The sequence below is a fragment of the Ancylobacter radicis genome (assembly GCF_018449475.1).
Taxonomy (GTDB): domain Bacteria; phylum Pseudomonadota; class Alphaproteobacteria; order Rhizobiales; family Xanthobacteraceae; genus Ancylobacter; species Ancylobacter radicis.
In genome coordinates this window covers 260614-286666 of sequence record NZ_JAHCQH010000004.1, presented here as the reverse complement: position 1 = coordinate 286666, position 26053 = coordinate 260614, and the positions used below count along the sequence as shown (strand labels likewise).

25 protein-coding genes are annotated in these 26053 nt (G+C 69.1%); 15 read left to right on the top strand and 10 right to left on the bottom strand.

From position 1 onward, the window contains the following. Window positions 1–27: 27 nt before the first annotated feature. Window positions 28–654: a TRAP transporter small permease subunit gene (locus tag KIP89_RS01565; protein WP_213753641.1), complete on the top strand. Its 627-nt coding sequence runs from the start codon at window positions 28–30 to the stop codon at window positions 652–654. After that, entirely contained in the window at window positions 654–1982 is a 1329-nt protein-coding gene (locus tag KIP89_RS01560; protein ID WP_213753640.1) for a TRAP transporter large permease, read from the top strand. The genes KIP89_RS01565 and KIP89_RS01560 overlap by 1 nt, the downstream gene beginning before the upstream one ends. A 155-nt stretch (window positions 1983–2137) precedes the next feature. Here the strand turns inward: KIP89_RS01560 and KIP89_RS01555 are convergent, their stop codons facing one another. Beyond that, complete coding sequence (locus KIP89_RS01555) at window positions 2138–3613, bottom strand: helicase HerA domain-containing protein (protein ID WP_213753639.1); 1476 nt, start codon at window positions 3611–3613, stop codon at window positions 2138–2140. 163 nt (window positions 3614–3776) lie between these two features. On the opposite strand from KIP89_RS01555, the gene KIP89_RS01550 reads away from it, so the two are divergent. After that, the gene (locus KIP89_RS01550) at window positions 3777–4241 is read left to right on the top strand and encodes a DUF488 domain-containing protein (RefSeq protein ID WP_213753638.1); all 465 of its coding nucleotides are present in this window, start codon (window positions 3777–3779) and stop codon (window positions 4239–4241) included. Between the two features lie 199 nt (window positions 4242–4440). Then, window positions 4441–5169, top strand: a complete 729-nt coding sequence (gene bcsS, locus KIP89_RS01545) for a cellulose biosynthesis protein BcsS (protein WP_213753637.1) — start codon at window positions 4441–4443, stop codon at window positions 5167–5169. 3 nt (window positions 5170–5172) lie between these two features. Here the strand turns inward: bcsS and KIP89_RS01540 are convergent, their stop codons facing one another. Genes KIP89_RS01540 through KIP89_RS01530 form a run of 3 tightly spaced genes read right to left on the bottom strand, consistent with a single transcriptional unit; the run spans window position 5173 to window position 7855 of the window. Beyond that, a complete protein-coding gene (locus tag KIP89_RS01540) occupies window positions 5173–6834 on the bottom strand; it encodes an NTP transferase domain-containing protein (protein WP_213753636.1) in 1662 nt (553 codons plus the stop codon). Next, window positions 6831–7532, bottom strand: coding sequence for an XdhC family protein (locus tag KIP89_RS01535; protein ID WP_213753635.1), 702 nt, complete (start codon window positions 7530–7532; stop codon window positions 6831–6833). Before KIP89_RS01535 ends, KIP89_RS01540 begins: the two co-directional genes overlap by 4 nt. Beyond that, window positions 7532–7855 (bottom strand): XdhC family protein, encoded by a 324-nt coding sequence (locus KIP89_RS01530; protein WP_213753634.1) that lies wholly within the window; start codon window positions 7853–7855, stop codon window positions 7532–7534. The genes KIP89_RS01535 and KIP89_RS01530 overlap by 1 nt, the downstream gene beginning before the upstream one ends. 90 nt (window positions 7856–7945) lie before the next feature. On the opposite strand from KIP89_RS01530, the gene KIP89_RS01525 reads away from it, so the two are divergent. Together KIP89_RS01525 and KIP89_RS01520 are read left to right on the top strand one after the other, a co-directional pair. After that, the gene (locus tag KIP89_RS01525) at window positions 7946–9043 is read left to right on the top strand and encodes a lysine-2,3-aminomutase-like protein (RefSeq protein ID WP_250152105.1); all 1098 of its coding nucleotides are present in this window, start codon (window positions 7946–7948) and stop codon (window positions 9041–9043) included. After that, entirely contained in the window at window positions 9040–10227 is a 1188-nt protein-coding gene (locus tag KIP89_RS01520; protein WP_213753633.1) for a BaiN/RdsA family NAD(P)/FAD-dependent oxidoreductase, read from the top strand. Before KIP89_RS01525 ends, KIP89_RS01520 begins: the two co-directional genes overlap by 4 nt. A 67-nt stretch (window positions 10228–10294) precedes the next feature. On the opposite strand, the gene KIP89_RS01515 is transcribed toward KIP89_RS01520, so the two are convergent. Further along, window positions 10295–10813 carry a flavin reductase gene (locus KIP89_RS01515; RefSeq protein ID WP_369807021.1) on the bottom strand — a complete coding sequence of 173 codons (519 nt, stop codon included), beginning with the start codon at window positions 10811–10813 and terminating at the stop codon, window positions 10295–10297. A 375-nt stretch (window positions 10814–11188) separates the two neighbouring features. On the opposite strand from KIP89_RS01515, the gene KIP89_RS01510 reads away from it, so the two are divergent. The 6 genes from KIP89_RS01510 to KIP89_RS01485 all read left to right on the top strand — a co-directional run bounded on the left by KIP89_RS01510 (window position 11189) and on the right by KIP89_RS01485 (window position 17000). After that, entirely contained in the window at window positions 11189–12106 is a 918-nt protein-coding gene (locus KIP89_RS01510) for an ABC transporter permease subunit (RefSeq protein ID WP_213753631.1), read from the top strand. A gap of 11 nt (window positions 12107–12117) precedes the next feature. Next, entirely contained in the window at window positions 12118–13551 is a 1434-nt protein-coding gene (gene livM / locus KIP89_RS01505; RefSeq protein WP_213753630.1) for a high-affinity branched-chain amino acid ABC transporter permease LivM, read from the top strand. Next, complete coding sequence (locus KIP89_RS01500; protein WP_213753629.1) at window positions 13551–14516, top strand: ABC transporter ATP-binding protein; 966 nt, start codon at window positions 13551–13553, stop codon at window positions 14514–14516. The genes livM and KIP89_RS01500 overlap by 1 nt, the downstream gene beginning before the upstream one ends. Continuing rightward, window positions 14513–15295 carry an ABC transporter ATP-binding protein gene (locus KIP89_RS01495; RefSeq protein WP_369807020.1) on the top strand — a complete coding sequence of 261 codons (783 nt, stop codon included), beginning with the start codon at window positions 14513–14515 and terminating at the stop codon, window positions 15293–15295. Before KIP89_RS01500 ends, KIP89_RS01495 begins: the two co-directional genes overlap by 4 nt. Before the next feature lie 101 nt (window positions 15296–15396). Further along, the gene (locus KIP89_RS01490; RefSeq protein ID WP_213753674.1) at window positions 15397–15771 is read left to right on the top strand and encodes a DUF6867 family protein; all 375 of its coding nucleotides are present in this window, start codon (window positions 15397–15399) and stop codon (window positions 15769–15771) included. Window positions 15772–15899: 128 nt separating this feature from the next. Next, window positions 15900–17000: a branched-chain amino acid ABC transporter substrate-binding protein gene (locus KIP89_RS01485; protein ID WP_213753628.1), complete on the top strand. Its 1101-nt coding sequence runs from the start codon at window positions 15900–15902 to the stop codon at window positions 16998–17000. A gap of 183 nt (window positions 17001–17183) precedes the next feature. Here KIP89_RS01485 and KIP89_RS01480 read toward each other — a convergent pair whose 3' ends face one another. Continuing rightward, window positions 17184–17915: a cytochrome c biogenesis CcdA family protein gene (locus KIP89_RS01480; RefSeq protein WP_213753627.1), complete on the bottom strand. Its 732-nt coding sequence runs from the start codon at window positions 17913–17915 to the stop codon at window positions 17184–17186. Window positions 17916–18032: 117 nt separating this feature from the next. Between KIP89_RS01480 and KIP89_RS01475 the strand changes: the two genes are divergently transcribed. Continuing rightward, window positions 18033–19037, top strand: a complete 1005-nt coding sequence (locus tag KIP89_RS01475) for a P1 family peptidase (RefSeq protein WP_213753673.1) — start codon at window positions 18033–18035, stop codon at window positions 19035–19037. A 100-nt stretch (window positions 19038–19137) separates the two neighbouring features. Here KIP89_RS01475 and KIP89_RS01470 read toward each other — a convergent pair whose 3' ends face one another. After that, window positions 19138–19506: a hypothetical protein gene (locus tag KIP89_RS01470; protein WP_213753626.1), complete on the bottom strand. Its 369-nt coding sequence runs from the start codon at window positions 19504–19506 to the stop codon at window positions 19138–19140. 168 nt (window positions 19507–19674) lie between these two features. Between KIP89_RS01470 and rpe the strand changes: the two genes are divergently transcribed. Together rpe and purB are read left to right on the top strand one after the other, a co-directional pair. Continuing rightward, window positions 19675–20361: a ribulose-phosphate 3-epimerase gene (rpe, locus tag KIP89_RS01465; RefSeq protein WP_213753625.1), complete on the top strand. Its 687-nt coding sequence runs from the start codon at window positions 19675–19677 to the stop codon at window positions 20359–20361. 103 nt (window positions 20362–20464) lie between these two features. Further along, window positions 20465–21772: an adenylosuccinate lyase gene (gene purB / locus KIP89_RS01460; protein ID WP_213753624.1), complete on the top strand. Its 1308-nt coding sequence runs from the start codon at window positions 20465–20467 to the stop codon at window positions 21770–21772. 69 nt (window positions 21773–21841) lie between these two features. Here purB and KIP89_RS01455 read toward each other — a convergent pair whose 3' ends face one another. The 3 genes from KIP89_RS01455 to KIP89_RS01420 all read right to left on the bottom strand — a co-directional run bounded on the left by KIP89_RS01455 (window position 21842) and on the right by KIP89_RS01420 (window position 25928). Further along, window positions 21842–22405, bottom strand: a complete 564-nt coding sequence (locus KIP89_RS01455) for an SH3 domain-containing protein (RefSeq protein WP_213753623.1) — start codon at window positions 22403–22405, stop codon at window positions 21842–21844. Window positions 22406–22552: 147 nt separating this feature from the next. Beyond that, window positions 22553–25366, bottom strand: coding sequence for an SH3 domain-containing protein (locus tag KIP89_RS19705; protein WP_250152104.1), 2814 nt, complete (start codon window positions 25364–25366; stop codon window positions 22553–22555). A 238-nt stretch (window positions 25367–25604) separates the two neighbouring features. Beyond that, window positions 25605–25928, bottom strand: coding sequence for a DUF1476 domain-containing protein (locus KIP89_RS01420; RefSeq protein WP_213753622.1), 324 nt, complete (start codon window positions 25926–25928; stop codon window positions 25605–25607). Window positions 25929–26053: the final 125 nt, after the last annotated feature.

Below are 26053 nucleotides of genomic sequence, written 5' to 3'. Positions count from 1 at the left end.
CGCGTGCCCGCTCGAAGAGGCCCGTCCATGCAATCCCTCCTGCTCGGCGTCGACCGGCTGAATGCCTTTGTCGGCAAGACATTCGCCTGGTGCATCGTCATTCTCATGCTGGCGATCACCTATGAGGTGTTCTGCCGCTATGTCCTGCGCGACCCCACCACCTGGGCCTATGATGTCAGCCTGATGCTCTATGGCGCCCTGTTCATGATGGCCGGCGCCTACACGCTCTCGCGCAACGGCCATGTGCGCGGCGATTTCATGTATCGGAAATGGGCTCCGGCGACGCAGGCCAAGACCGATCTCGTCCTGTACTTCCTGTTCTATTTTCCGGGCATCCTGGCGCTGATCTATGCCGGCTGGGGCTATTTCCAGCTCTCCTACATGCTCAACGAGCATTCCTCCTTCAGCCCGGACGGGCCGGTCATCTGGCCGTTCAAGGCGCTGATCCCGATCACCGGCGTGCTGCTGCTGCTGCAAGGCGTCGTCGAGGTGGTGCGCTGCCTGATCTGCATCCGCGAGGGCGACTGGCCGCAGCGCCTGCACGATGTCGAGGAGATGGAAAAGCTCATCCTCGAAGAAGCCGCCACAAAGGACGATCCCGAAGCCGTCCTCAACGCCATCGAACGCGAAAGCACCACGCGGGGGTCGCTGTGATGTTCCTTTCCGATCCCGCCCTCGGCATCCTGATGCTGGTGCTGTTCCTGATCTTCCTCATGCTCGGCTTCCCCATCGCCTTCACGCTGATGGCGCTGGGCGTGGGCTTCGGCTACTTCACGCAAGGCGACAGCATCTTCAACCTGTTCGTCCAGCGCACCTATTCGGTGATGGCCAACGACGTGCTGATCTCGATCCCGCTGTTCCTGTTCATGGGCTATGTGATCGAGCGGGCGAACATCCTCGACCGGCTGTTCCGCTCCATCCAGCTCGCGGCGGGCTGGATTCCCGGCTCGCTCGCGGTCGCCACCCTCATCACCTGCGCGCTGTTCGCCACCGCCACCGGCATCGTCGGCGCGGTGGTGACGCTGATGGGCCTGCTCGCCTTCCCGGCCATGCTGCGCGCCGGCTACGACACCAAGCTCGCCTCGGGCGTGGTCTGCGCCGGCGGCTGCCTCGGCATCCTCATCCCGCCGAGCGTGATGCTGATCCTCTACGGTGCCACCGCCGGCGTCTCGGTGGTCAAGCTCTATGCCGCCGCCTTCTTCCCCGGCATCGCGCTCGCCGGCATGTACATCGCCTATGTCATCATCCGGGCGATGCTCAACCCGTCGCTGGCGCCGAAGCTGCCGGCGGAGGAGCGAAACGTCCCGACGCTCACCATCATCTGGGCGCTGCTGACCTCCTTCGTGCCGCTGGTCGCGCTGATCGTCACGGTGCTGGGCTGCATCATCCTCGGCCTCGCCACGCCCTCGGAAGCCGCCGCCATCGGTGCCTTCGGCGCGGTGCTGCTGGCGCTGGCCTACCGCACCTTCAGCTTCACCAAGCTGAAGGACTCGGTGTTCCTCACCGCCCGCGCCTCGGCCATGGTGTGCTGGCTGTTCGTCGGCTCAGCGGTGTTCTCGGCCGTCTTCGCGCTGCTGGGCGGCCAGCGTCTGGTCGAGGAGTTCATCATGAGCCTCGATCTCGGCCCGATCGGCTTCCTGCTGCTCACCCAGGCGATCATCTTCGTGCTGGGCTGGCCGCTGGAATGGACGGAGATCATCGTCATCTTCCTGCCGATCTTCCTGCCGCTGCTCGACCATTTCGGCATCGACCCGATCTTCTTCGGCGTGCTGGTGGCGCTGAACCTGCAGACCTCGTTCCTCTCGCCGCCGGTGGCGATGGCGCCCTTCTATCTCAAGGGCGTGGCGCCGAAGGGGGTGACGATCGAGCAGATCTTCTCCGGCGTCATGCCGTTCATCTACATCGTCGTCTTCGCGATGGTGCTGCTCTACATGTTCCCCGGCTTCGCCCTGTGGCTGCCGAACTACCTGTATGGAGGATAAGCGGAACGGTGGTGCGTCCTTCGAGGCCCGGCTCCGCCGGGCACCTCAGGATGACGAGTGGTCTTGAAGATAACCCAAAAGACCTTCGTCATGCTGAGGAGCGGGCAAAGCCCGCGTCTCGAAGCACGCACACCCAGCCCGCTGCACAAAGGCTCTCAGGCCGACAGCGCCTTGGGGTCGCCCGGCGCGGTCTTCCAGCCGAGCGAGGGGAAGCGCACCACGCGCCGGCCGCGGAAATCCGCCTCGCAGACGAGGTGGCCGCGCTCCTCCATATAGGTCAGCAGCCAGCGCCCCCGCGAGGGCGAACGGCTGCCATAGGCCTTGGCGAGCACCTCGTCGGCCGGCGAGGGCGCGCCCTCCATGCCGGCGCGGGCGAGCAGCAGGAACACGCCCTGCATCTCCTCCGGCAGGCCGGACGCCTGGTCCACCGCCCGGCGCCACTCCTCGCTGTCCACCCGCCCGTCCAGCCCGGCGCGGGCAATGGCGAGGCGGCGGGTGAAGTCGGCGAGATCCGGCACCCTGGAGCCGACGCGGCGCACGCGGCAATGAACGAGGAAGTCCGGGTAGAGCGAGGCGGCCGAGCGGAACGGCGCGTCGCCATCGGCCACGAACTGGCGCACGATCTCCTCGACCAGCGCCTCGCGCTCGGCCTCGAAGGCGGCGGCCGCTTCCGGGTCGACCGGCACCGGCTCGGGCGCGCGCGCCACTTCCAGCGTCTCGATGATCTCCTCGACCGGGCGCGCCTCGGCCCGCCGCACCGGCACCGGCGCCGGCTCAGCGGCGAGGTCGTCGAAGATCAGGTCCTGGATCTGCGCCGAGCCGAGTTCCGGCGGCGGCATGAGTTCAGGCCGTCCGTTGCGGCTCGCCGTCTCCACATGGCCGATCTTCAGCGCCAGCGGGCGGCGCGACAGGGCCGGGCCGAGCGCGACGAAAGAGCCGGTGTTGAGGTCGCGGAAGCTCTCCGCCTGCCGCTTCTCCATGCCCAGCAGGTCGGCGGCGCGGGCCATGTCGATATCGAGGAAGGTGCGGCCCATCAGGAAGTTCGAGGCTTCCGCCGCGACGTTCTTGGCCAGCTTGGCGAGGCGCTGGGTGGCGATGACGCCGGCAAGGCCGCGCTTGCGGCCGCGGCACATCAGATTGGTCATGGCCGAGAGCGAGACGCGGCGGGCCTCATCGGAAATCTCGCCGGCGCCGGAGGGCGCGAAAAGCTGCGCCTCGTCGACGATCACCAGCATCGGGTACCAATATTCGCGATCCGCCTCGAACAGGCCGTTGAGGAAGGCGGCGGCCGAGCGCATCTGGGCGTCGGCATCCAGCCCTTCGAGATTGAACACCACCGAGGCGCGGTGCCGGCGGATGCGGGCGGCGATGCGCTGGATCTCGCCCTGGGTGCGCTCGGCGTCGATCACCACATGGCCGAAGCGTTCGCCGAGGCCGACGAAATCGCCTTCCGGGTCGATGATCGCCTGCTGCACATGGCCGGCGCTCTGCTCCAGCAGGCGGCGCAGCAGATGCGACTTGCCCGAGCCGGAATTGCCCTGCACGAGCAGGCGGGTGGACAGAAGCTCCTCCAGATCGAGCCGAACCGGCTGGCCGGTGGCACTGCTTCCAAGCTCGATACCGATCTTCATATCCGAACGTCGATCCCTGGCTGGCGCGTACCCTGGCTGACACGTCTCCCGTACCCTGCCCTGCGTCTAGCACGCGCGCGCGGGGCCAGTGGTGCCAGCTCCTGAGAAGTCCACAGATTCGCGCCACCTCGACAAGCCCGCGCGGGCGCTTCATTCTCGCCCGATGTCCGACAGCCCCGCTCCGCTTTTCACCATCGGCTATGAACAGGTGTCCTCCGCCGCCGTGCTCGACACGCTGGCGGGAGCGGGCGTGGACCTGCTGGTGGATGTGCGCGCGGTCGCCGCCTCGCGCCGCGCCGGCTTTTCCAAGAGCCACCTCGCGGCGGGCGTCTCCGAGCGCGGCATCGGCTATCTGCATCTGCGCGGCCTCGGCACCCCGGCGGAGGGGCGGCAGGCGGCGCGCAGCGGCCATTATGGCGAGCTGCGGCGCATCTATGACGCGCATCTGGCCACCCCCACGGCGCAGGAACAGCTCGACGAACTGACGCAGATGGTGCGCGCCGGACGCCGGGTCTGCGTGCTCTGCTTCGAGCGTCACCCCGAGCATTGCCATCGCCAGATGGTGGCCGATCTCATCTGCGAGCGGGTCGGCGTCCCGGTCGAACATCTGTTCGCACCGCCGGTGTGAGAAAAGCCGCGCGAAATCGTGGTTTCCAGCGAATCAGCGGGCGCGATTCAATCGCCGATTGATTGAACACAACCATCCGCAAATGCTCGGATGAGTTGCATTTCGCACATCCCCCGATCCGACGAGCGCGCCGATGCCCGGTTCGCCTGCGCCGACGCGTGTCCGCTGTCCGGCGGGGACAGCCTGCCGCCGGAGGGCGATGGGCTGGCGCCTGCTGCTGCTCGCTCTGGTGGTGCTGACGCTCGGGCTCGACAGCGCCGCCCTTGCCGGCGAGCCGCTGACGGAGAGCGTCAAACGACGGCTCTACTTCTATTCCGGCGTCGATCTCGCACGCGACACCTCCTATGGCTGGGCCGGCCTCGCCTGGGCGCCGTTCGCCCGCATGGACGAGGAAGGGCTGCGCCTGCGCGCGCAGGGCGGCGGCGGGCGCTACCGCTATGAGACGGCCGATGTCGCCGGCGGCTGGAACGGCGCGACCAAGACCGAGGCCGAGGTCCTGATCGGCTGGCAGTTCCTGCACGGCCCGCACGCGCTGGCGCTCTATGCCGGCCTCGCCATGACCGACAACCGGCTCGATCTGCCCGATCCCGCCAATCGCGATCAGGGCACGCAATATGGCGGCAAGCTGGTCGCCGAATGGTTCTACCGCTGGGATGAGCGCCGCACCCTGTCGGCCTCGATCAGCGCGACGACGGCGGATGGCGCGGCCTGCGCGCGCCTTGCCGCCGGCTGGCGCGCGCAGGACTGGCTGGAAATCGGCATCGAGACCGCCGCCAGCACCGACTGGCTCACCCGCGACGCGCGGATCGGCGGTTTCATCCTGCTGCCGGTCAAGGGGCAGGATCTGCGCGCCGCCGGCGGCTGGCGCTGGAGTTCGGACGAGGAGGCTGGCGCCTATCTCACCCTCTCCGTCTTCATGCCCTATTGAGCCTCAGGCATCTTCCGCCTGCATGCCGTCCAGCGCCGGGCCGGCATCGACATCGGCACGGGCGGCGATCTCGTGGATTTCCAGCGCCTCCAGCTCCTCGCGCGTGTCGATATCGAGAAACGCGCCCTCGCCTTCCACCGCGATCTCCACCACCGCCTCACCATAGGCCGCGATCAGGTGACGGGCGCCGACATCCCCGGTGAGCGCCGTCAACTCGCCGAACAACGGCCGCCCCCAGGCGACCGGATTGCCGCGCCGCCCGTCGCTCACCGGCACGGCGATGAGCGCGCCGGCGGGCGGGTCGATGGCGCCGGCCAGACGGTCGATCAGCCCGGCCTCGACCTTGGGCATGTCGGCGAGCATCACCACCACCCGGTCGACCTCCTCCGGCAAAGCGGCGATGCCCGCGCGCAGCGAGGTGGACAGCCCCTCCGCGAAATCGGGATTATGGGCGAACACGACATCGAGGCCGGCCAGCGCGGCGCGCACCTTGTCCGCCTCATGCCCGGTCACCACGATCACCGGGCGGGCCTTTGACGCCAGCGCCGCCGCCACCGCGCGGCGGATGAGCGGTGCCCCGTCCACATGGGCGGTGAGCTTGTGGGCATGCGGCATGCGCGTGCCGCGCCCGGCGGCGAGCACCACCACCGCGCCGCGTCCGGTGACCGGCGCCGTCTCGCGCGGCTGCGGCCGGGAGGGAATTTCCATCAGCAAGCCCCCAACGCCGAGCCCCATCACATCCTGCCGCGTGACAGTAAGGCCGGCCAGCAGGCGGCGCAGCACCCAGTCGAAGCCGTTCTCCTTGGGGCTGCGGGCACAGCCCGGCGCGCCGAGCACCGACATGTCGCGCAGCCGGGCCAGCAGCAGCAGATTGCCGGGATCGACCGGCATGCCGAAATGCTCGACCACGCCGCCCGCCGCCGCGATGGCGGCCGGCACCACGTCGCGCCGGTCGGCAATGGCGGAGGCGCCGAACACGATGGCGAGTTCCGCGCCCGCTTCGTGCACCTGCGTGAGAACGGCGGCGAGCGACGCCTCGTCATGCGCCACCCGCCGCTCGAAGGCGATGGTCGCACCCGCCGCCTCCAGCCGCGCGGCGATGGTGCGCAGCGTCTTGGCGATCACCTTCTCGGCGAGACCCGGCAGCAGGGTGGAGATCACCGCGACCCGCCGCAGCCGGTAGGGCGCGATCTCGATCAGCGGCCGGCAGACCGCTCGCGCCCCCTCCATCGCCGCCGCCTCGACGGCGAAGGGAATGATCTTCACGGTCGCGATCATCTGGCCGGGCGAGACATGCGCGAAGGCCGGCAGCGTCGCCAGCGTCACCGCCTCGTCGATCGCGTTGAGCGCGTCGACGCCCGCACGATCGACGACAAGGACGCCGGCCTCCGCCGCGCGGATATTGGCACGTCCGGTAAAGGCCGGGTCGGGGCGGGCATGCGGGCCGCTGATCGCCGCGGCGATGGCGCCGGCCGCCTCGTCCTCGCCGACATCGCCCGGCTCCAGCCGCACCGCGACGATATCGGCAACGCCGCCCGCCGCCAGCCGGTCCAGCGTCGCCCTGTCGAGGTGGCTGCCCTTGCGCAGTTCCACTCCGGCGGTGCGCAGGGCGTGCACGCTGATCGCGCCTTCCGCGTCGCCGAGCGGCAGCGTGCCGAACTTCACGCCGCCCGCTCCCGGCGCAGCGGCTTGCGGCGCAGATCGGCGATCACCTCGCCGAGAATGGCGACGGCGATCTCGGCCGGGCTGACCGAGCCGATATCGAGCCCGATCGGGGCGTGGATGCGGGCAAGCTGGTCCGGCGCATGCCCCCGCCCCGCGAGGCGCTCCAGCCGGTTCGCGTGGGTCTTCCGTGAGCCGAGCGCGCCGACATAAAAGCAGCCAGCGGCGAGCGCCGCGGCGAGCGCGGGATCGTCGATCTTCGGGTCGTGGGTCAGGGCGACCAGCGCGGTATGCGGATCGAGCCGCAGCGCCGGCAGCGCCACCTCCGGCCATTCGGCGCGAATATCGACGCCGGGAAACCGCTCGGCGGTGGCGAAAGCGGTGCGCGGGTCGATGATCGTCACGCTGAAATCGGCCAGCGCGGCCATCGGGGCCAGCGCCTGGGAGATATGCACCGCGCCGGTGATGACGAGGCGGGGCGAGGGCACCTGCGCGGTGAGGAACACGCGCTCATTTCCCTCCTCCACCAGCGCGCTCTTGCCGGTGCGAAACGCTTCCGCCAGCGGCGCGGCGAGCGGATCGCCCTCCACATCACTGGGGCGGACCAGCCGCTGCCGGCCGGAGCCGAGTTCGGTCACCAGCACGGTGGCGCGGCGGGCGGCACGCTCGGCATTGAGCGCCTCAAGCAGAGCGAGGTCCATCAGTCGACCTTCTCGACATAGACGCTGATGCGCCCGCCACAGGACAGGCCGACCTGCCAGGCGGTCTCGTCGGCGACGCCGAATTCCAGCAGCCGCGCCTGCCCGTCGGCGATCACCTCGGTGGCCTCCGCGACCACCGCACCTTCGACGCAGCCACCCGATACCGAGCCGAGAAAGCGGCCTTCCGCGTCGACGACGAGATGGCTGCCGACCGGACGCGGGGCCGAGCCCCAGGTCTGGACCACGGTGGCGAGCGCCACGCCCTGCCCCTCGCGCCGCCAGCGCGCGGCCGCCGCCAGCACTTCTTCCTCGCGCGCAAACATGGGGCACCTCACCTCGGATCGAGCGTCATATAGCGCAGTGCAGCATGGGGCGGCTTGCCGATAAAGTCGGAAACGATCACAAAGCCGCGCATGAGTTCCGCGCCCCGCCCCACCCCGCCCTCGCCCATGGCCGCCATGCCGCGTACGCTGCGCCGGCTGGACGAGCTTGCCGGCGCCGGCCTGCTGCCTGCCGACCATGACCTCGACGCCGTGGCGGCGCGCTATGCGGTGGCGGTGACGCCGACGCTCACCGCGCTGATCGACCGTCACGATCCCGCTGATCCGGTGGCCCGCCAGTTCGTGCCGGATGCGCGCGAACTGGAGACGACGCCGCAGGAGGATGCCGATCCCATCGGCGATGACGCGCACAGCCCGGTGCCCGGCATCGTCCACCGCTACCCGGACCGGGTGCTGCTGAAGCTGGTGGGGGTCTGCGCCGTCTATTGCCGCTTCTGCTTCCGCCGCGAAATGGTCGGGCCGGGGGCCGAGACCAGCCTGTCGGACGAGGCGATCGAGACCGCCCTCGCCTATATCGCCGCCCATCCGCAGATCTGGGAGGTCGTGCTGACCGGCGGCGATCCGCTGGTCGCCTCCCCGCGCCGCCTCGGCGAGTTGATGACGCGGCTGGCCGGCATCGCCCATGTGAAGATCGTGCGCTTCCACACCCGCGTGCCCGTGGCGGCGCCCGAGCGGGTAACGGCCACGCTGGTGGCGGCGCTGCGCCATCCCCGGCTCACCACCTATGTCGCGGTTCACGCCAACCATGCCCGCGAACTGGGCCCGCCGGCGCGGGCGGCGATCGCCCGCCTTGCCGATGCCGGCATCGCGCTGGTCAGCCAGTCCGTGCTGCTGAGGGGCGTCAATGACGAGGCGCAGACGCTGGCGGAGCTGTTCCGCGCCCTCGTCGAGTGCCGGGTGAAGCCCTATTACCTGCACCATCCCGATCTCGCACCGGGCACCGCGCATTTCCGCCTGCCGATAGCGCGCGGGCAGGAGCTGATGCGGGCGCTGCGCGGGCGGCTCTCCGGCCTTGCCCTGCCGACCTATGTGCTCGACATCCCCGGCGGCTACGGCAAGGTGCCGGTCGGGCCGGATTATCTCGACGCCACGCCCGAGGGCTGGCGCGTCACCGATTATTGCGGCGGCACGCATGCCTATGAGACGGCGGCCAGCGGGCCGCAGCCATGAGCCGGGCCGAGACGGTCGACGTCGCCATCATCGGGGCTGGCGCGGCCGGCATGATGTGCGCCTGGGAGGCCGGCAAGCGCGGGCGCCGCGTCGTGGTGATCGACCATGCCCGCGCGCCCGGCGAAAAGATCCGCATCTCCGGCGGCGGGCGCTGCAACTTCACCAATCTCGGCACCACCCCGAAGAACTACCTCTCCGCCAACCCGTCCTTCGCTATCTCGGCGCTGAAACGCTACACGCCGCAGGATTTCATCGGCCTCGTGGACCGTCACGGCATCGCCTGGCACGAGAAGACGCTCGGCCAGTTGTTCTGCGACGGCTCGGCCCGGCAGATCGTCGACATGCTGACCGGGGGCCTGCGCGCGGCCGGCGCCGACCTGCGCCTCACCACCGCCGTCAACGCGGTCGAGCGCAGCGCAGACGGCTTCCTGCTCGCCACCAGCGCCGGGCCGCTCGCCTGCCGCTCGCTGGTCATCGCCTCGGGCGGCAAGTCGATCCCGAAGATGGGGGCCACCGGCTTCGGCTACGAGATCGCCGGCAAGTTCGGCCTGAAGCTCCAGCCGACGCGGCCCGGCCTCGTGCCGCTCACCCTCGAACCCGGCCTGCTGGAGCGCCTCGCCCCGCTGGCCGGCGTGGCGGTGCCGGCGCGGGTGCGGCACGGCAAGACCTCGTTCGAGGAGGCGATGCTGTTCACCCATCGCGGCCTCTCCGGCCCGGCCATCCTGCAGATGTCCTCCTATTGGCACGAGGGCGAGGAGATCGAGATCGCCATGGCGCCCGGCACGGACGTGTTCGCCCGCCTGCGCGCGGTCAAAGGCGCCAATGGCCGGCAGGCCCCGGCGACCGCGCTGGCCGAGATCGTGCCCAAGCGCCTCGCCCAACTGATTGCCGAGCGGGAGGCGGGCGGGCGCAATCTCGCGGACCTCTCCGACAAGATGCTGCAGAAGATCGACGCGGCGGTGAATGGCTGGCGCCTCAAGCCCACCGGCTCGGAGGGCTACCGCACCGCCGAGGTGACGCTCGGGGGCGTGGATACGGATGATCTCGATTCGCGCACCCTGCAGGCGCGCACCGTGCCGGGGCTGTATTTCATCGGCGAGGTGGTCGACGTCACCGGCTGGCTCGGCGGCTATAATTTCCAGTGGGCCTGGGCCTCCGGCTGGGTCGCCGGTCAGACCGCCTAGAGCTTTTGGTCAGACGCATTGTCTTGACGCGAACCGGAATTCGCTTCGCTCGAAAAGGCTCTGAGCCTCAGACCCGGCGGAAGTCGCGGCCGAGATAGACGAGGCTGGGATGCGCGGGACCGAGCGTGACCGCCTCGACCCGCCCGACCAGCACGTCATGCGTCGCCACATGGCGGGCCTCGATCAGCCGGCACTCGAACACGGCCAGCGCGCCGGCCAGGCACGGCAGGCCAAGCTCGCCCTCGTGCCAGGAGCCCACGCCGAAACGCTGCTCGCCGGAGAGCCCGCCGCGCCCGCCAAAGCTCTGCGCCACCGCTTCCTGCTCCGCGCTCAGCATGTTCACCGCGAACAGGCCGGCCTGCCGGAAGGCGGGGGCCGACTGGATCCGGCGGTTGAGGCAGACCAGCAGGGTCGGCGGGCTGTCGGAGACGGAGGCAACGGCGGTCGCGGTGAAGCCGGCCCGCCCCTCCGCGCCGCGCGTGGTGACGACATGCACCGCCGCCGCCAGACGGCTCATCGCCTCGCGGTAAAGCCCCGCCTCGACGCTGTGCCCCTCATGCGGCGTATGCCTTGTGCTCTCGTCCACCCGCGTCTCCTGCGCCGCCCCATGCCGGGCGCCCATTGGCTGTGCATAACGTGCGCGGAAAGCCTTTGGAAGACGAGCGATGCGGGCGGCGGGCAACCCGGCAAACATGACACAAAAATGAAGATGTCGACGAAAGGAGGGGGTGGAGGGGAATTGCGACAAAACCTTGAAAGGCAAGGAAAATCAGCATGAAGGTCCCCTAATACCGATACATCACCTGTTTCGATCGATTGCATTTCGTCTTTCGATCGAATTGTATCTGGGCGTAACGCGCGCTAGAAGTGGGAACCCGCATACGTTGCGGGCAAGATTATAAATTATGCACACCACAAGCGTGCGGCGTTCGCAAACGGCTGAGGGGAGCCGGAACACAAAATGGAAGTCTTCATTCAGCAGCTCATAAACGGGCTAACGCTGGGCTCGATCTATGGGCTCATCGCCATCGGCTACACCATGGTCTTTGGCATTATCGGGATGGTGAACTTCGCCCATGGCGATGTGTTCATGGTGTCCACCTTCGTCGCGCTGATCTGCTTCCTGCTGCTGACGACGGTGCTCGGCATCACCTCCATCTTCCTGGCGCTGGCCATCGTGCTGGTGGTGGCGATGTTCTTCACCTCGCTGACCAACTGGGCGATCGAGCGGGTGGCCTACCGCCCGCTGCGCGGCTCCTTCCGCCTCGCCCCGATGATTTCCGCCATCGGCATGTCGATCTTCCTCGCCAATTTCGTCCAGGTCTCGCAGGGCCCGCGCAACAAGCCGGTGCCGCCGATGGTGACCGACGTGATCGTGCTGATGGATTCCGGCGGCTATCAGGTCACGCTGGCCTGGAAGCAGGTCATCATCATGGTGGTGACCGCCGCGCTGCTGATGGGCTTCTGGTACCTCGTGCAGAAAACCTCGCTCGGCCGCGCCCAGCGCGCCTGCGAGCAGGACCGCAAGATGGCCGCGCTGCTCGGCATCAATGTCGACCACACCATCTCGCTGACCTTCGTCATCGGTGCCGCCCTCGCCGCCGTCGCCGGCGTCATGTACATGATGTATTACGGCGTCGCCCATTTCGCCGATGGCTTCGTGCCCGGCGTGAAGGCGTTCACCGCCGCGGTGCTCGGCGGCATCGGCTCGCTCCCCGGCGCGGTGCTGGGCGGGCTGCTGATCGGCCTGATCGAGACCTTCTGGTCCGCCTATTTCTCGATCGAATACAAGGACGTGGCCGCGTTCTCGATCCTCGCCATCACCCTCATCTTCATGCCGCAGGGCCTGCTCGGCCGGCCGGAAGTCGAGAAGGTCTGAGGTAGGCCATCATGGCAGTGCAACTTGCCGACACCGCGCCCGCCCGGGCGCACACCCCCCTGATGGCGCACGCCTTCAAGGACGCCTTCCTCGCCGGCCTCGTCGCCCTCGGCCTGTTCGGCCCGCTGATCGGCTTCGAGACCATCGTCATCGACGGGGCGCTCGGCCTCACCTACCGCCCGATGACGCTCGCCGTCATGGTCGGCATCATCTTCGTCGGGCGCCTGATCCTCAATCTGACCGTCTGGTCGCCGAACCGGCGCCCGCGCATCTCGACCGGCCCCACCGTGTTCGACCGGATGGGCACCACGGTCGGCCCGGCGGTCAAGCCGGCGCTGCTCGGCCTCGCCATCTTCTTCCCGCTGCTGGCCGTTCTGGGCCTCGGCGGCCTGAGCGAGAGCCGCTATCTGATCGATCTGGGCATCCTCATCCTCACCTATGTGATGCTCGGCTGGGGTCTCAACATCGTCGTCGGCCTCGCCGGCCTGCTCGACCTCGGCTATGTCGCCTTCTATGCCGTCGGCGCCTACACCTACGCGCTGCTGGCGACCTCGGCGCCGATCAACGACTTCTTCGCCGGCCTGCTCGGCGAGACCTTCTGGGCCAACTGGGCGTTCTGGATCTGCCTGCCCATGGCCGGCCTGTTCGCCGGTGTCTGGGGCATGATCCTCGGCTTCCCGGTGCTGCGCCTGCGCGGCGACTATCTCGCCATCGTGACGCTGGCCTTCGGCGAGATCATCCGCCTCGTGCTGATCAACTGGGTGGACTTCACCGGCGGCGGCGCCGGCATCGCGTCGATCCCGCGCGCCACCTTCTTCGGCATCCCGTTCAATGCCAGCGAGGACGGCTTCGCGGCGCTGTTCGGCATTCCCTTCGACCCGATGCACCGCATCATCTTCCTGTATTTCGTCATCCTCGCTCTGGCGATGCTCACCGCCTTCGTGACGGTGCGGCTGCGCAAGCTGCCGGTCGGGCGCGCCTGGGAAGCCCTGCGCGAGGACGAGATCGCCTGCCGCTCGCTCGGCATCAACACCACCAATGTGAAGCTCTCCGCCTTTGCCACCGGCGCCATGTTCGGCGGCTTCGCGGGCTGTTTCTTCGCGGTGCGCGCCGGCTTCGTCTCGCCCGAGAGCTTCACCTTCGACATCTCGGCGATGATCCTCGCCATCGTGGTGCTCGGCGGCATGGGCTCGCAGATCGGCGTCGCGGTGGCGGCGGCGGTGATGATGGGCGGCATGGAAATGCTGCGCAATCTCGGCTTCCTCACCCAGGTCTTCGGCAATGATTTCGACCCGAGCCTCTACCGCATGCTGCTGTTCGGCTTCGCCATGGTCGCGATCATGGTCTGGAAGCCCCGCGGCCTCGTCTCGACCCGCGATCCCACCATCTTTCTGAAGGAGCGCAAGGCGGTGTCCGGCGATCACGTCAAGGAGGGTCACGGCTGATGGCGACCCTCGACACCGGCATTCCCGTCTGGGAGGCCGACCCCATCCTCTCCGTCGAACATCTGTTCATGCGCTTCGGCGGCCTCGTCGCGGTCAACGACCTGAGCTTCAAGGTCGGCCGCGGCCAGATCACCGCGCTGATCGGCCCGAACGGCGCCGGCAAGACCACGGTGTTCAACTGTATCACCGGCTTCTACAAGCCGAGCGAGGGCCGGCTGGTGCTCGGCCATGGCCGCGCGCCGACGCCGGAGGAAGTGGCCCGGCTCACGCTCATCGGCGAGCGCGGCATGGTCGGCAAGGGATCGAGCGTCTATCTGCTCGAACGCCTGCCCGATTACCGCGTCTCCGGCGAGGCGAAGGTGGCGCGCACCTTCCAGAACATCCGCCTGTTCACCGGCATGACCGTGCTGGAAAACCTGATGGTGGCCCAGCACAATGCGCTGATGCTGGCCTCCGGCTTCTCGCTCAAGGGCCTGTTCGGCCTGCCGGGCTGGAACGCGGCCCAGCGCGCGGCCACCGAAAAGGCCAAGTATTGGCTCGACAAGGTCGACCTCACCGAGCGCGCGGACGATCCGGCCGGCGACCTGCCCTATGGAGCGCAGCGCCGGCTGGAGATCGCCCGCGCCATGTGCTCGGAGCCGATCCTGCTCTGCCTTGACGAGCCCGCCGCCGGCCTCAACCCGCGCGAGAGCCTGGAACTCAACAATCTGCTGCGCTCGATCCGCGCCGAGCATGGCACCTCGATCCTGCTGATCGAGCATGACATGAGCGTGGTGATGGAGATTTCCGACCACGTGGTCGTGCTCGATTACGGCACCAAGATCTCCGACGGCACGCCCGACTATGTGAAGAACGACCCGCGCGTCATCGCCGCCTATCTCGGCGTCGACGAGGACGCGGTGGAGGAGGTCGAGGCCGAGATCGGCATCGACACCGGCGGCCATTCCACGGGAGCCAATCCGTGAGCGACACCCTGACCACCGCGCCCCGCAGCGCGGGCGCCCCGCTCGCCCCGACCGACGCCACGCCGATGCTGGCGGTGCGCGGGGTGAAGACCTTCTACGGGAACATCATGGCGCTGAAGGGCGTCGACGTGGACGTCCATCGCGGCGAGATCGTTACCCTGATCGGCTCCAACGGCGCCGGCAAGTCGACGCTGATGATGACCATCTTCGGCCAGCCGCGCGCCCGCGAAGGGCAGATCCTCTATGAGGGCCGCGACATCACGCAGATGCCGACCCATGAGATCGCGCATCTGAAGATCGCCCAGTCGCCGGAAGGCCGCCGCATCTTCCCGCGCATGACCGTGTTCGAAAACCTGCAAATGGGCGCCTCGGTCGACGGCTTCGCCCATTTCGAACAGGATCTCGAAAAGGTCTTCGTGCTGTTCCCGCGCCTCAAGGAGCGCATCAACCAGCGCGGCGGCACGCTCTCGGGCGGCGAGCAGCAGATGCTGGCCATCGGCCGCGCGCTGATGAGCCGGCCGCGCCTCTTGATGCTGGACGAGCCCTCGCTCGGCCTCGCCCCGCTGATCGTGAAGCAGATCTTCGACGCGATCCGCGAACTCAACCGGGCCGAGGGCCTCACCGTGTTCCTGGTCGAGCAGAACGCCTTCCACGCGCTCAAGCTCGCCCATCGCGGCTATGTTCTGGTCAACGGCCTCGTCACCCTGTCCGGCGAAGGCCGCGAACTGCTGGAGCGCCCGGAAGTCCGGGCGGCCTATCTCGAAGGCGGGAAGCACTGAGCATGGCGACCCAAGGAACCCTCATCTCCCAGGGCCCGACGACCAGCCTCGCGGTGGTCGTCCCCGCCCTTGTCGTCATCGCCAGCCTGGTCGCGGCCGTCATCGCGCCCGATCTGGTGATCGAGGTCTCGCTCGGCGACTTTCTGCTGGTCAGCGTGTTCCTCGGCGGCGGCGCGGCCTGGTTCACCGGGCGCTCGATCGCCCGCACCTGGCGCGGCTACCGCCAGGCCGTGCTCTACGCCATCCTGCTGGGCTGCGTGGTGCGCTTCTTCCACTTCGCCCTGTTCGAGGGCACGCTGCTGTCCGCGCACTATTTCCTGACCGACACGGCGTTCCTCATGGCGCTCGTCACCCTCGGCTTCCGTTCTGAGCGGGCGAGCCAGATGGCGACGCGCTATGGCTGGATCTACCGTCAGTCGGGGCCGTTCGGCTGGCTCGAAGGCACCTCCCGCGAGGCGCCCGGCGACCGCGTGTGAGCGGCTTCACCAAGTTTCGCTTCCTCGTCGACACGAGGACGGAAAAGAGCATGATGGCGGATCGGGGCGCGAGCTTCCTGTCCGCTCAGGCTGCGAAGACCACCCTTCCAGAATCAGGAGAGAAGTTCATGAAGAAGCTTCTGTTTGCGGGCATCGCGCTCGGCGCCATGGCGGCGCTGGCCGTTCCCGCCTCGGCGCAGGTTAAAGTCGGCGTCGGCGGCCCGATCACCGGTGCGAACGCCACTTTCGGCGCGCAGCTCAAGAACGGCGCCGACCAGTGGGCGGCCGATGTCAACGCGACCGGTGGCCTGCTCGGCCAGAAGGTCGAGATCGTGGTCGGCGACGACGCCTCCAAGCCCGAGCAGGGCATCTCGGTCGCCAACAAGTTCATCGCCGACGGCGTGAAGTTCGTGATCGGCCACTTCAACTCGGGCGTGTCGATCCCCGCCTCCGAGCAGTATGCCGAAGCCGGCGTGCTCGCCATCTCCCCGGCCTCGACCAACCCGAAGCTGACCGAGCGCGGCCTCGCCAACGTGTTCCGCACCTGCGGCCGCGATGACCAGCAGGGCGCCGTTGCCGCCGAGTACATCATCAAGAACCTGAAGGGCAAGAAGATCGGCATCGTCCACGACAAGACCCCCTACGGCAAGGGTCTGGCGGACGAGACGCAGAAGGCCATGAATGCCGGCGGCGTCAAGGAAGTCGTCTATGAAGGCATCAATCCGGGTGAGAAGGACTATTCGGCCCTCGTCTCCAAGCTCAAGGCGGCGAATGTCGACGTGCTCTATTATGGCGGCCTGCACACCGAGGCCGGCCTGATCGTGCGCCAGATGCGCGACCAGGGCATGACCACCGTCCTGTTCTCGGGCGACGGCATCACCGACAAGGAGTTCTGGACCATCGCCGGTCCGGGCGCCGCCGGCACCCTCATGACCTTCGGCCCGGATCCGCGCAAGAACCCGGCCGCGACCAAGGTCGTCGAGGAGTTCAAGAAGAAGAACATCGACCCGGAAGGTTATGTTCTCTACTCCTACGCCGCCGGTCAGGTGATCCAGCAGTCTGTCAACGCGACCAAGTCGCTCGACCCGAAGAAGGTCGCCGAGTACATCCACTCGGGCGCGGCTTTCGACACGGTGCTCGGCAAGCTGACCTTCGACAAGAAGGGTGACCGCACCAATCTCGACTACGTCGTCTACGTCTGGAAGGACGGCGGCTACACCGAGCTCTGATCCGGCGCGCCCGCGCGGCGCTGCCCGACCATCGCGAACACGACACCCGCCGGAGCGATCCGGCGGGTTTTCTTTTAGGATAGGCGGTTGTGACGATCGCCCTGTTGGCGACGGGTGGCGCCGCCGCCGCGCTCACACGGCCGGCGCCCCGCCCTTCGCCAAGTCTGAGCCGAAGCCCAAGCCTCAGCCGAAGCGGGAAAGCGCGGGGAAGGTCTCCAGCAGCCAGAAGCTCACCGTCGACATCCAGCCCGACAGGAAGCCGATACCGGTCAGCACCAGCAGCGCGCCCATCACCTTCTCCACGATCGGCAGATAGCGCCGCGCATGGCCGAGCAGGCCGAGCGCCGGGCGCGCCATCGCCGCCACCAGCAGGAACGGCACGCCAAGCCCGGCCGAATAGACCGCCAGCAGGCCGGCTCCGCGCGTCAGCGTCTGCTCGCTCGCCGCCACCGCCAGGATCGCCGCCAGCACCGGGCCGATGCAGGGCGTCCAGCCAAAGGCGAAGGCCAGGCCCATCACATAGGCCCCGGCCAGGGTGGAGGGCGCGTCCACATGCACGCGCTTCGTCCGGGTCAGCCAGCCAAAGCGCAGCACGCCGAGAAAATGCAGGCCCATCAGCAGGATGGCGACGCCGGCAACGATGCTCAGCTCCTGCGAATACATGCGCAGATAGCCGCCCGCCACCGAGGCCCCGGCGCCCAGCGCGACGAACACGGTCGAGAAGCCGGCGACGAACAGCAGCGCCGCGCCCAGCGTGCGCCGGGCGGCGGCGTCGGTCGGCGCCTTATGGGTGATCTGGTCGAGGCTGGTGCCGGCGAGATAGCACAGATAGGGCGGCACCAGCGGCAGCACGCAGGGCGAGACGAAGCTGGCAATACCGGCGGCGAAGGCCGCCGGAAGGGTGACGTCGGCCATGAAATGCGCAACCTTAACCGGACCAGAGGACCTTCCAATGCACGCCCGCTCCCCCTTATGCAATGCGGCCGCTTGGCCTCTCCCCGTGATGTGATGGACAGACCCGTGGCCGAACCGATGCGCAACCTGATCACCGACGTTCCCGGCCTGCGCGTCGGCAACGCCACCGACCTGGCCCTCGCCTCGGGCGTCACGGCGGTTCTCTTCGACGCGCCGACCGTCGCCTCGGTGGATGTGCGCGGCGGCGGGCCCGGCACGCGCGAGACCGATCTGCTCGCCCCCGACGAGACGGTGGGCGCCATCCATGCCCTCGTCCTGTCCGGCGGCTCAGCCTTCGGCCTCGATGCCGGCGCGGGGGTGATGGCGGCGCTGGCCGAGCGCGGCATCGGCTTTTCGGTCGGCAGCGCGCTGGTGCCGATCGTGCCCGGCGCGGTGCTGTTCGACCTGCTGAACGGCGGCGACAAGGAATGGGGCCGCTTCCCGCCCTATCGCGATCTCGGCTATGCCGCCGCCAACGCCGCCGGGCTCGACTTCCCGCTCGGCACGGTGGGCGCGGGGACCGGGGCGACCACGGTCGATCTCAAGGGCGGGCTCGGCTCGGCCTCGATGATCGCGGCGAGCGGCCACCGGGTCGGCGCGCTGGTCGCGGTCAATGCCTGCGGCGCCACCAATCTGGCGGACGCCCCGCATTTCTGGGCCGCCCCGTTCGAGCGGGATGGCGAGTTCGGTGGCCTCGGCCTGCCCAGCCCCCTGCCCGCGCTTCCCGCCCGGCCGCGTCTCAAGGGCCTGCCGGAGGGCGCCGAGGCGGGCATCGCCAACACGACGATCGCGGTGGTGGCCACCGATGCGGTGCTGACCAAGGCGCAGTGCAAGCGCCTCGCGATCATGGCCCATGACGGCTACGCCCATGCCATCTGGCCGGTGCATACCCCGCTCGACGGCGACACCATCTTTTCCGCCGCCACGGGACGAAAGCCGCTGGCCGACCCGGTGTTCGACCTCGCGCTGATCGGCGCGGCCGTGGTTCAGACGCTGGCGCGCGCCTGCGCCCGCGCGGTGTTCGAGGCCACCGCCTTACCCCAGCCGGGCACGCTGCCCGCCTGGAAGGACCGCTGGAGATAGGCGGCAGACCCCGCCTGTTCGCCGCGTCCACGCGCCATCCCCAGACAGAACGGCCGGGGCATCGCCCCCGGCCGCGTCGCTCACCGCCAGACCGGCACGCTCAGGGGCAGGCCTCCCAGAAACCCTGGGTGCGCTGCGGGTTGGTGTAGTACCAGCAATAATTCGGCTGGGGCGGCGGGCCGGCGAGGCTGGCGGCGGCAACGCCGGTCAGGAAGCCCAGCGCCGCACCGGCCGCCACCGCGCCACCCGGCGGCCAGTAGCGGCGCGGATTGACCACCACCACGCCGCCGCCGCGCGGCACCGGCCCGTAATAGCGGCCGGCCCCGTAATAATGGCCGGGATTGGCCACGCCGACGCAGCCGCGCGGCCCGCAGGCGCCGGCGCGCCAGGCCTGCGCCTGCGGCATCGCCGACAACACGCCGAAAACGGCGACCGCCGCGCCCGCCGCCAGATATCCGATCCTCGCCATTCAGATCTCCTCCCAAGGGGTCGTTCGCAACGCCCCGAAACATGTCGCCCGATTCGGACATTACCTCTGGCCCAAGGTAAGCGCATCCCGACTTCGCGTAACGTCGCCTGCGGTTTTCTTGCGGCCGTGCTGTCCCCATGTTAGGGGCGCGCAACGGAGAGCCCTGCCATGATCACCCGCCCGCTCATCATCGCCCCGTCGATCCTCGCCAGCGATTTCGCCCGCTTCGGCGAGGAGCTCAAAGCGGTGGACGCCGCCGGCGCGGACTGGATCCATATCGACATCATGGACGGGCATTTCGTGCCCAACATCTCCTTCGGCCCGGATGTGGTGAAGGCGCTGCGCCCGCTCTCGGCCAAGCCGTTCGACGTGCATCTGATGATCGCCCCGGCCGATCCCTATCTCGAAGCCTTCGCCAAGGCGGGCGCCGACCACATCTCGGTCCATGCCGAGGCCGGCCCGCATCTGCACCGCTCGCTTCAGGCGATCCGCGGGCTCGGCAAAAAGGCGGGCGTCGCCCTCAACCCGGCGACGCCGGCCAGCGCCATCGAACATGTGCTGGATATCATCGACCTCGTCATCGTCATGACGGTCAATCCCGGCTTTGGCGGGCAGGCCTTCATCGCCCCGGTGATGGACAAGGTGCGCCAGATCAAGGCGATGATCGGCGACCGTCCGATCGACATCGAGATCGATGGCGGCGTCGCGCCGGAGACCGCCGGCGCCTGCATCGCCGCCGGGGCCAACGCGCTGGTGGCGGGATCGGCCACCTTCAAGGGTGGCGCGAGCGCCTATGCCGGCAATATCGCGGCGATCCGCGATGCCGCCGCGCGGACGCGGGGCGAGCTGGTCTGAGCGCGCGCGTTTAAGGCGGCAAATGGCGACGGGATTTGTCGTGCTTACGCCTATCTGCTAGAGCGCGCGAAACCCTGCCGTCCCCAGCCGAAAGAGCCCGCCCGTGATCCCGCGCTATTCCCGCCCCGAAATGGCTTCCATCTGGGAGCCGCAGACCCGCTTCCGCATCTGGTTCGAGATCGAGGCGCACGCCACCGATGCGCTGGCCGAGATCGGCGTGGTGCCGAAGGACGCGGCGGCGAAAATCTGGGAGATGGCGAAGGACGCGACCTTCGACGTCGCCCGCATCGACGAGATCGAGGCGGTCACCAAGCATGACGTCATCGCCTTCCTGACCCATCTGGCCGAGATCGTCGGCCCGGAGGCGCGCTTCGTCCATCAGGGCATGACCTCCTCGGACGTGCTCGACACCTGCCTGTCGGTGCAGCTGGTGCGCGCCGCCGATATCCTGATCGCCGATGTCGACCGCGTGCTGAAGGCGCTGGAGACCCGCGCTTTCGAGCACAAGCTGACCCCGACCATCGGCCGCTCGCACGGCATCCATGCCGAGCCGACCACCTTCGGCCTCAAGCTGGCGCAGGCCTATGCCGAGTTCACCCGCAACCGCGCCCGTCTGGTGACGGCGCGCGAGGAAGTGGCCACCTGCGCGATTTCCGGCGCGGTCGGTACCTTCGCGCAGATCGACCCGCGCGTGGAGGAATATGTCGCGGCGAAGATGGGGCTGGCCGTCGAGCCGGTGTCGACGCAGGTCATCCCGCGCGATCGCCACGCCGCCTTTTTCGCCGCGCTCGGCGTCGTCGCCTCCTCGATGGAGCGCGTCGCCATCGAGATCCGCCATTTGCAGCGGACCGAGGTTCTGGAAGCCGAGGAGTTCTTCTCGGCCGGCCAGAAGGGCTCCTCCGCCATGCCGCACAAGCGCAACCCGGTGCTGACCGAGAACATCACCGGCCTCGCCCGGCTGGTGCGCGGCATGGTCACCCCGGCGCTGGAGAATGTCGCGCTCTGGCACGAGCGCGACATCTCGCATTCCTCGGTCGAGCGGATGATCGGCCCGGACGCCACGGTCACGCTCGACTTCGCGCTGAACCGCCTTGCCGGCGTGATCGAGAAGCTCCTCGTCTATCCCGAGACCATGCAGAAGAATCTCGACCGCCTCGGCGGCCTCGTGCATTCCCAGCGCGTGCTCCTGGCGCTGACCCAGAAGGGTGCCAGCCGCGAGGACGCCTACCGCCTCGTGCAGCGCAACGCCATGCCGGTCTGGCGCGGCGAGGGCGAGTTCCAGACCCTGCTGACCAATGACGAGGAAGTGCGCCAATATCTCAGCGCCGAGGAGATCGCCGAGAAATTCGACCTCGGCTATCACCTCAAGCATGTCGACACGATCTTCCGCCGCGTCTTCGGCCGCGCCTGAGCGATCACCACGGGCAGAACGAAAAAGGCGCGCCGCACGGCGCGCCTTTCTTTTGAGAGGGATCAGGCCTCAGCGGAACACCGGGCCACCGCGGCGCCAGGCGGGCGGGCCGCCGCGCCAGCCGCCGCCACCGCGCCAATAGGCCGGACGGCCACCGCGCCAGCCGGGACCGCCGCGCCAGCCCCGACCGCCGCCCCAATAGCCGCGGCGCGGGCCGTAATAGCGCGGACCATACCCATAGCGCGGGCCGCCCCAATAGCCGGGACCGTAGCCATAGCCGTAGCCGGGTCCCCAGGCGGACCCCACCACCGCGCCAAGCGCGAAGGCACCGACGCCGAGCGCGACGTCATTGTCATAATAATTGGGCTGCACGACCACCCGCGCCGGGCCGCGTCCGCCAAAGGACAGATAGTTGGCGCTGACGAATCCGCCGCCGGCACGGCACCAGCCGCCGCCGCAGGAGCCGACATTCACCTGCACCCCGGCCGGCAGCGAGCCAACCACGGCGTAGCGCGTGCCGGGACCGCTGCGCACATTGAGGTCGTTGGTGACCACCGCCGGGCGGGCGGCGGCGGCAACCGTGCCCGCGATCAGCAGGCTGGCGGCCACCATCAAGGATTTCGTGAAACGCATCCGGGCTCTCCTCACCGCAGTGGGCGCCGTGAGCGCCCTTCCCCTGCATGACGCAGCGGTCGCTTCAATGTGGAATAGCAACGCAATGGGGCGGAATTGGTTGCTCTACGTAAATAGCGTGTCGATCACGCTCTCGTCACCGGCTCGTCACCAGCGCGCCGCGCGCGGGCGCCACATGACCGGACGCCCATTATAGGACGGCCCGGCCGCATAGGGCCCCTGCCAGCGCGGCCCGAGCCCGGAATAGAAGCTCGCGCGCTGCGGCAGACGCCCCTCGCCGCGCCGCGACCAGTAGGTATCGCCATTGCGATCGCCGAAACGGGCAATGTTGGGATAGCCCGGATGCATGTTGGCGTAGCTCGGACGGCCGCCCCAATAGCTGGTACGCGCGCCCCAATAGCTCGCGCCGTTGCGGCCATAAAGCCCCGGCCCCCAATAGCCCGGCCCCCAGCTCGCGCGCCAGGCGGTGCCCCAGCCGTAGCCGAACGGGGCCGTGCCATAGCCATAACCGTAGCCGCCATAGCCATCCACCGCATCGACCGCCGCGGCGATGCCGATGAAGGGGGCCGCCAGTCCGGCGAGGATGGCGCCGCCCACGGGATAGGCCGGCGGGACGGCAATGCCCGGATAGACCGGGCCGGGATAGGGCGCGGTGACCTCATAGCCGGCGGGAACGACGTCGCTGGCGAGCATCGGGTCGGCATAGGTGGGGCGCGACGAGGCAACCGCCCGCGCCGGCGCCGGGCGCACGATGACGCGGGCCGCCTGCGCCTGTCCGACGCTTTGCCCTATCGCCGCGCCGGAGAGATGGCGGGCGCTGACATAGCCATCGACCGTCTCGCACCAGCTTCCGGTGCAGCCGCGCACGCCGACGGCGGTGCCCGCCGGCAGGGTGGCGAGCACGTCATAGCCGGTGCCCGGCCCGGTGCGCAGATTCACCGCCTGCGTGGTGGTGGCGCTGTAGGTCGCCCCGCCGGCCGTCGCCATCGCCCCGGCGGGAGCGATGCCGGCCGCGGGAGCCGTGGCCGGGAAAGCCGCCGCCGGCGCATAGGCCCGGCCGGGCGCAAATGTGGTGGGAGCGAGCGTGGTGGGGGCGAGCGGCGCGGGAGCAAGGCCGCTCATCGGCCGCGCGGTCAGCGCGCCCGGCTGCGTGATCAGCCGGGCGCTGACATAGCCATATTGCGTCTGGCACCAGGAGCCGGCGCAGGAGACGACGCTCACCGGCGCCCCGGCGGGCAGCGTGCCCAGCAGATTGTAATTGACGCCCGGACCCGAGCGGACATTGACATTGGTGGTGGTCATCGCCGAGCCGGCCGCCCCGGCGGCGGTGACCGGAACCGCCGGCGAGGCCGCGTAGCTGCCGGCCCCATAAGCCAGCCGGCCGGCCGCGCTATAGCCCGGCGCCACCCCGACCCCCGGCACGGCGACCCCTGCGCCCGCTATGCCTGCACCCACCGCGCCATAGCCCATCGCCGCCTGCGTCGCCGCGTTGGAGGCGATCGCGTCGCGCGTTTGCGAGCCCGGCACGCGCGGCTGCGCCGCCGCGTTCAACACCTGCTGCACCGGCCCGCGCGAGAGCAGATACAGGCTGATATAGCCCTCATTGGTCTGGCACCAGCCATTGGCGCAGCCCGTCACCTCGACCTTGGTGAAGTCCGGCAGCGTCTTCACCACATCATATTCGGTGCCCGGCCCGGAACGCACATTGGTGGTGCCGATGGTGGTGCGCGCCCCCGCCATGGTGGTGTCGCTGCCGGCACCGGCGGAATCGGTCTGGCCCACCAGCGGCAGCACCGGCGTGGCGCTCGCCGTGCCGGCCGGCGCATAGCCCAGGGCCGCCGCCCCCGCGAGCGGCGCCGGGGCAGGGATATAATTGCCGGGGACAGCGGTAGAGGTCAGCGGCGCGCGATAGGCCGACGCCACGGGCGCGCCGCCCAGGGCGCCATAGGCCGGCAGTGCGGGCGCGACGGCGCCGGCTCCCTGCCGGATCAGCCGGGCGCTGACATAGCCATATTGCGTCTGGCACCAGGAGCCGGCGCAGGAGACGACGCTCACCGGCGCCCCGGCGGGCAGCGTGCCCAGCAGGTTGTAATTGACGCCGGGACCCGAGCGGACATTGACATTGGTGGTGGTCATCGCCGAGCCGGCCGCCCCGGCGGCGGTGACGGGAGCCGCCGGCGAGGCCGCGTAGCTGCCGGCCCCATAAGCCAGCCGGCCGGCCGCGCTGTAGCCCGGCGCCACCCCGACCCCCGGCACGGCGACACCCGCGCCCGCCATGCCCGCACCCACCGCGCCATAGCCCATCGCCGCCTGCGTCGCCGCGTTGGAGGCGATCGCGTCGCGCGTCTGCGAACCCGGCACGCGCGGCTGCGCCGCTGCGTTCAGCACCTGCTGCACCGGCCCGCGCGAGAGCAGATACAGGCTGATATAGCCCTCATTGGTCTGGCACCAGCCATTGGCGCAGCCCGTCACTTCCACCTTGGTGAAGTCCGGCAGCGTCTTCACCACATCATATTCGGTGCCCGGCCCGGAACGCACATTGGTGGTGCCGATGGTGGTGCGCGCCCCCGCCATGGTGGTGTCGCTGCCGGCACCGGCGGAATCGGTCTGGCCCGCCAGCGCCGGCGTGCCGCTCACAGTGCCGGCCGGCGCATAGCCCAAAGCCGCCGCCCCCGCGAGCGGCGCCGGGGCGGGGATGTAATTGCTGGGGACGGCAACCGAGGCCAGCGGCGCGCGATAGGCCGTGCCGACCGCGCCGCCCAAGACGGGAGCCGGCGTCACGCCCGCCGCCTGCACCAGCAGGTTCGCGCTCACATAGCCATAGGCGGTCTGGCACCAGGCGCCCGCGCAGCCGACCACCTCGACCGGCGCGCCGGCCGGCAGCGTGCCCAGCAGATTGTAATTGATCCCCGGCCCGCCCCGCACATTGGCGTTGCTGCGCGTGGTCGCGGGCCATGCCATGGCCGTGGCCGTCCCGGCGAGCATGAGGCCGGAGGCAAACAAAAACGATGTCGTGAACCGCATGGGATCCTCCCATGCCACGACCTTCCCTGACGGACGGCCGCGGCCATCCTCACGGATGCCCGCAATTACCGCCGCCCGCAATCAAATGCCGGAAAGATGGTTGCCAAGGTGCAACCATTGTGAGCGGCGCGACCGAATCAGCCCGCGCCGCCGCGACTGCCGCACGCGGCCGCGATCAGCCTTCAGTCTTGAGCTGGACGATCGCCTCGGCCAGCAATTCTTCCATGGTGCGGCGGATGCGGTGCTCGGAGACGTCGAGCCCCTTGGCGTCGAGATCGCCCTTGACCTTGCGATACACGTCCTCGTCGCCGGCTTCCTCGAGATCGGCCTCGATCATCGAGCGGGCATAGGCGTCGGCCTCAGCGCCGGTCAGGCCCAGCTTCTCCGCCGCCCACAGACCGAGCGCCTTGTTGCGGCGGGCATTGGCCTTGAACTTCAAGGCCTCGTCATGCGCGTATCTCGCTTCGAACGCTTCTTCGCGGTTGTCGAACGTGCTCATGCGCTTGGCCCCGTTTGTCGGTCAGTGCGGGCTTGATTATCGCGACACCGCACCCAAATCAACGTCATCGAGGCGCCTGTCCGCTCCCTACGTCAATGTGACGCTCACGGCGGCGACGCCACGGA

What these genes read in the sequence shown, in the direction of transcription:
- KIP89_RS01565 (WP_213753641.1), top strand. Translation starts at nt 28, where the DNA reads ATGCAATCCCTCCTGCTCGGCGTCGACCGGCTGAATGCCTTTGTCGGC.
- KIP89_RS01560 (WP_213753640.1), top strand. Translation starts at nt 654, where the DNA reads ATGTTCCTTTCCGATCCCGCCCTCGGCATCCTGATGCTGGTGCTGTTC.
- KIP89_RS01555 (WP_213753639.1), bottom strand. Translation starts at nt 3,613, where the DNA reads ATGAAGATCGGTATCGAGCTTGGAAGCAGTGCCACCGGCCAGCCGGTT.
- KIP89_RS01550 (WP_213753638.1), top strand. Translation starts at nt 3,777, where the DNA reads ATGTCCGACAGCCCCGCTCCGCTTTTCACCATCGGCTATGAACAGGTG.
- bcsS (WP_213753637.1), top strand. Translation starts at nt 4,441, where the DNA reads ATGGGCTGGCGCCTGCTGCTGCTCGCTCTGGTGGTGCTGACGCTCGGG.
- KIP89_RS01535 (WP_213753635.1), bottom strand. Translation starts at nt 7,532, where the DNA reads ATGGACCTCGCTCTGCTTGAGGCGCTCAATGCCGAGCGTGCCGCCCGC.
- KIP89_RS01530 (WP_213753634.1), bottom strand. Translation starts at nt 7,855, where the DNA reads ATGTTTGCGCGCGAGGAAGAAGTGCTGGCGGCGGCCGCGCGCTGGCGG.
- KIP89_RS01525 (WP_250152105.1), top strand. Translation starts at nt 7,946, where the DNA reads ATGAGTTCCGCGCCCCGCCCCACCCCGCCCTCGCCCATGGCCGCCATG.
- KIP89_RS01520 (WP_213753633.1), top strand. Translation starts at nt 9,040, where the DNA reads ATGAGCCGGGCCGAGACGGTCGACGTCGCCATCATCGGGGCTGGCGCG.
- KIP89_RS01510 (WP_213753631.1), top strand. Translation starts at nt 11,189, where the DNA reads ATGGAAGTCTTCATTCAGCAGCTCATAAACGGGCTAACGCTGGGCTCG.
- livM (WP_213753630.1), top strand. Translation starts at nt 12,118, where the DNA reads ATGGCAGTGCAACTTGCCGACACCGCGCCCGCCCGGGCGCACACCCCC.
- KIP89_RS01500 (WP_213753629.1), top strand. Translation starts at nt 13,551, where the DNA reads ATGGCGACCCTCGACACCGGCATTCCCGTCTGGGAGGCCGACCCCATC.
- KIP89_RS01485 (WP_213753628.1), top strand. Translation starts at nt 15,900, where the DNA reads ATGAAGAAGCTTCTGTTTGCGGGCATCGCGCTCGGCGCCATGGCGGCG.
- KIP89_RS01480 (WP_213753627.1), bottom strand. Translation starts at nt 17,915, where the DNA reads ATGGCCGACGTCACCCTTCCGGCGGCCTTCGCCGCCGGTATTGCCAGC.
- KIP89_RS01475 (WP_213753673.1), top strand. Translation starts at nt 18,033, where the DNA reads ATGCGCAACCTGATCACCGACGTTCCCGGCCTGCGCGTCGGCAACGCC.
- KIP89_RS01470 (WP_213753626.1), bottom strand. Translation starts at nt 19,506, where the DNA reads ATGGCGAGGATCGGATATCTGGCGGCGGGCGCGGCGGTCGCCGTTTTC.
- rpe (WP_213753625.1), top strand. Translation starts at nt 19,675, where the DNA reads ATGATCACCCGCCCGCTCATCATCGCCCCGTCGATCCTCGCCAGCGAT.
- KIP89_RS01455 (WP_213753623.1), bottom strand. Translation starts at nt 22,405, where the DNA reads ATGCGTTTCACGAAATCCTTGATGGTGGCCGCCAGCCTGCTGATCGCG.
- KIP89_RS19705 (WP_250152104.1), bottom strand. Translation starts at nt 25,366, where the DNA reads ATGGCATGGCCCGCGACCACGCGCAGCAACGCCAATGTGCGGGGCGGG.
- KIP89_RS01420 (WP_213753622.1), bottom strand. Translation starts at nt 25,928, where the DNA reads ATGAGCACGTTCGACAACCGCGAAGAAGCGTTCGAAGCGAGATACGCG.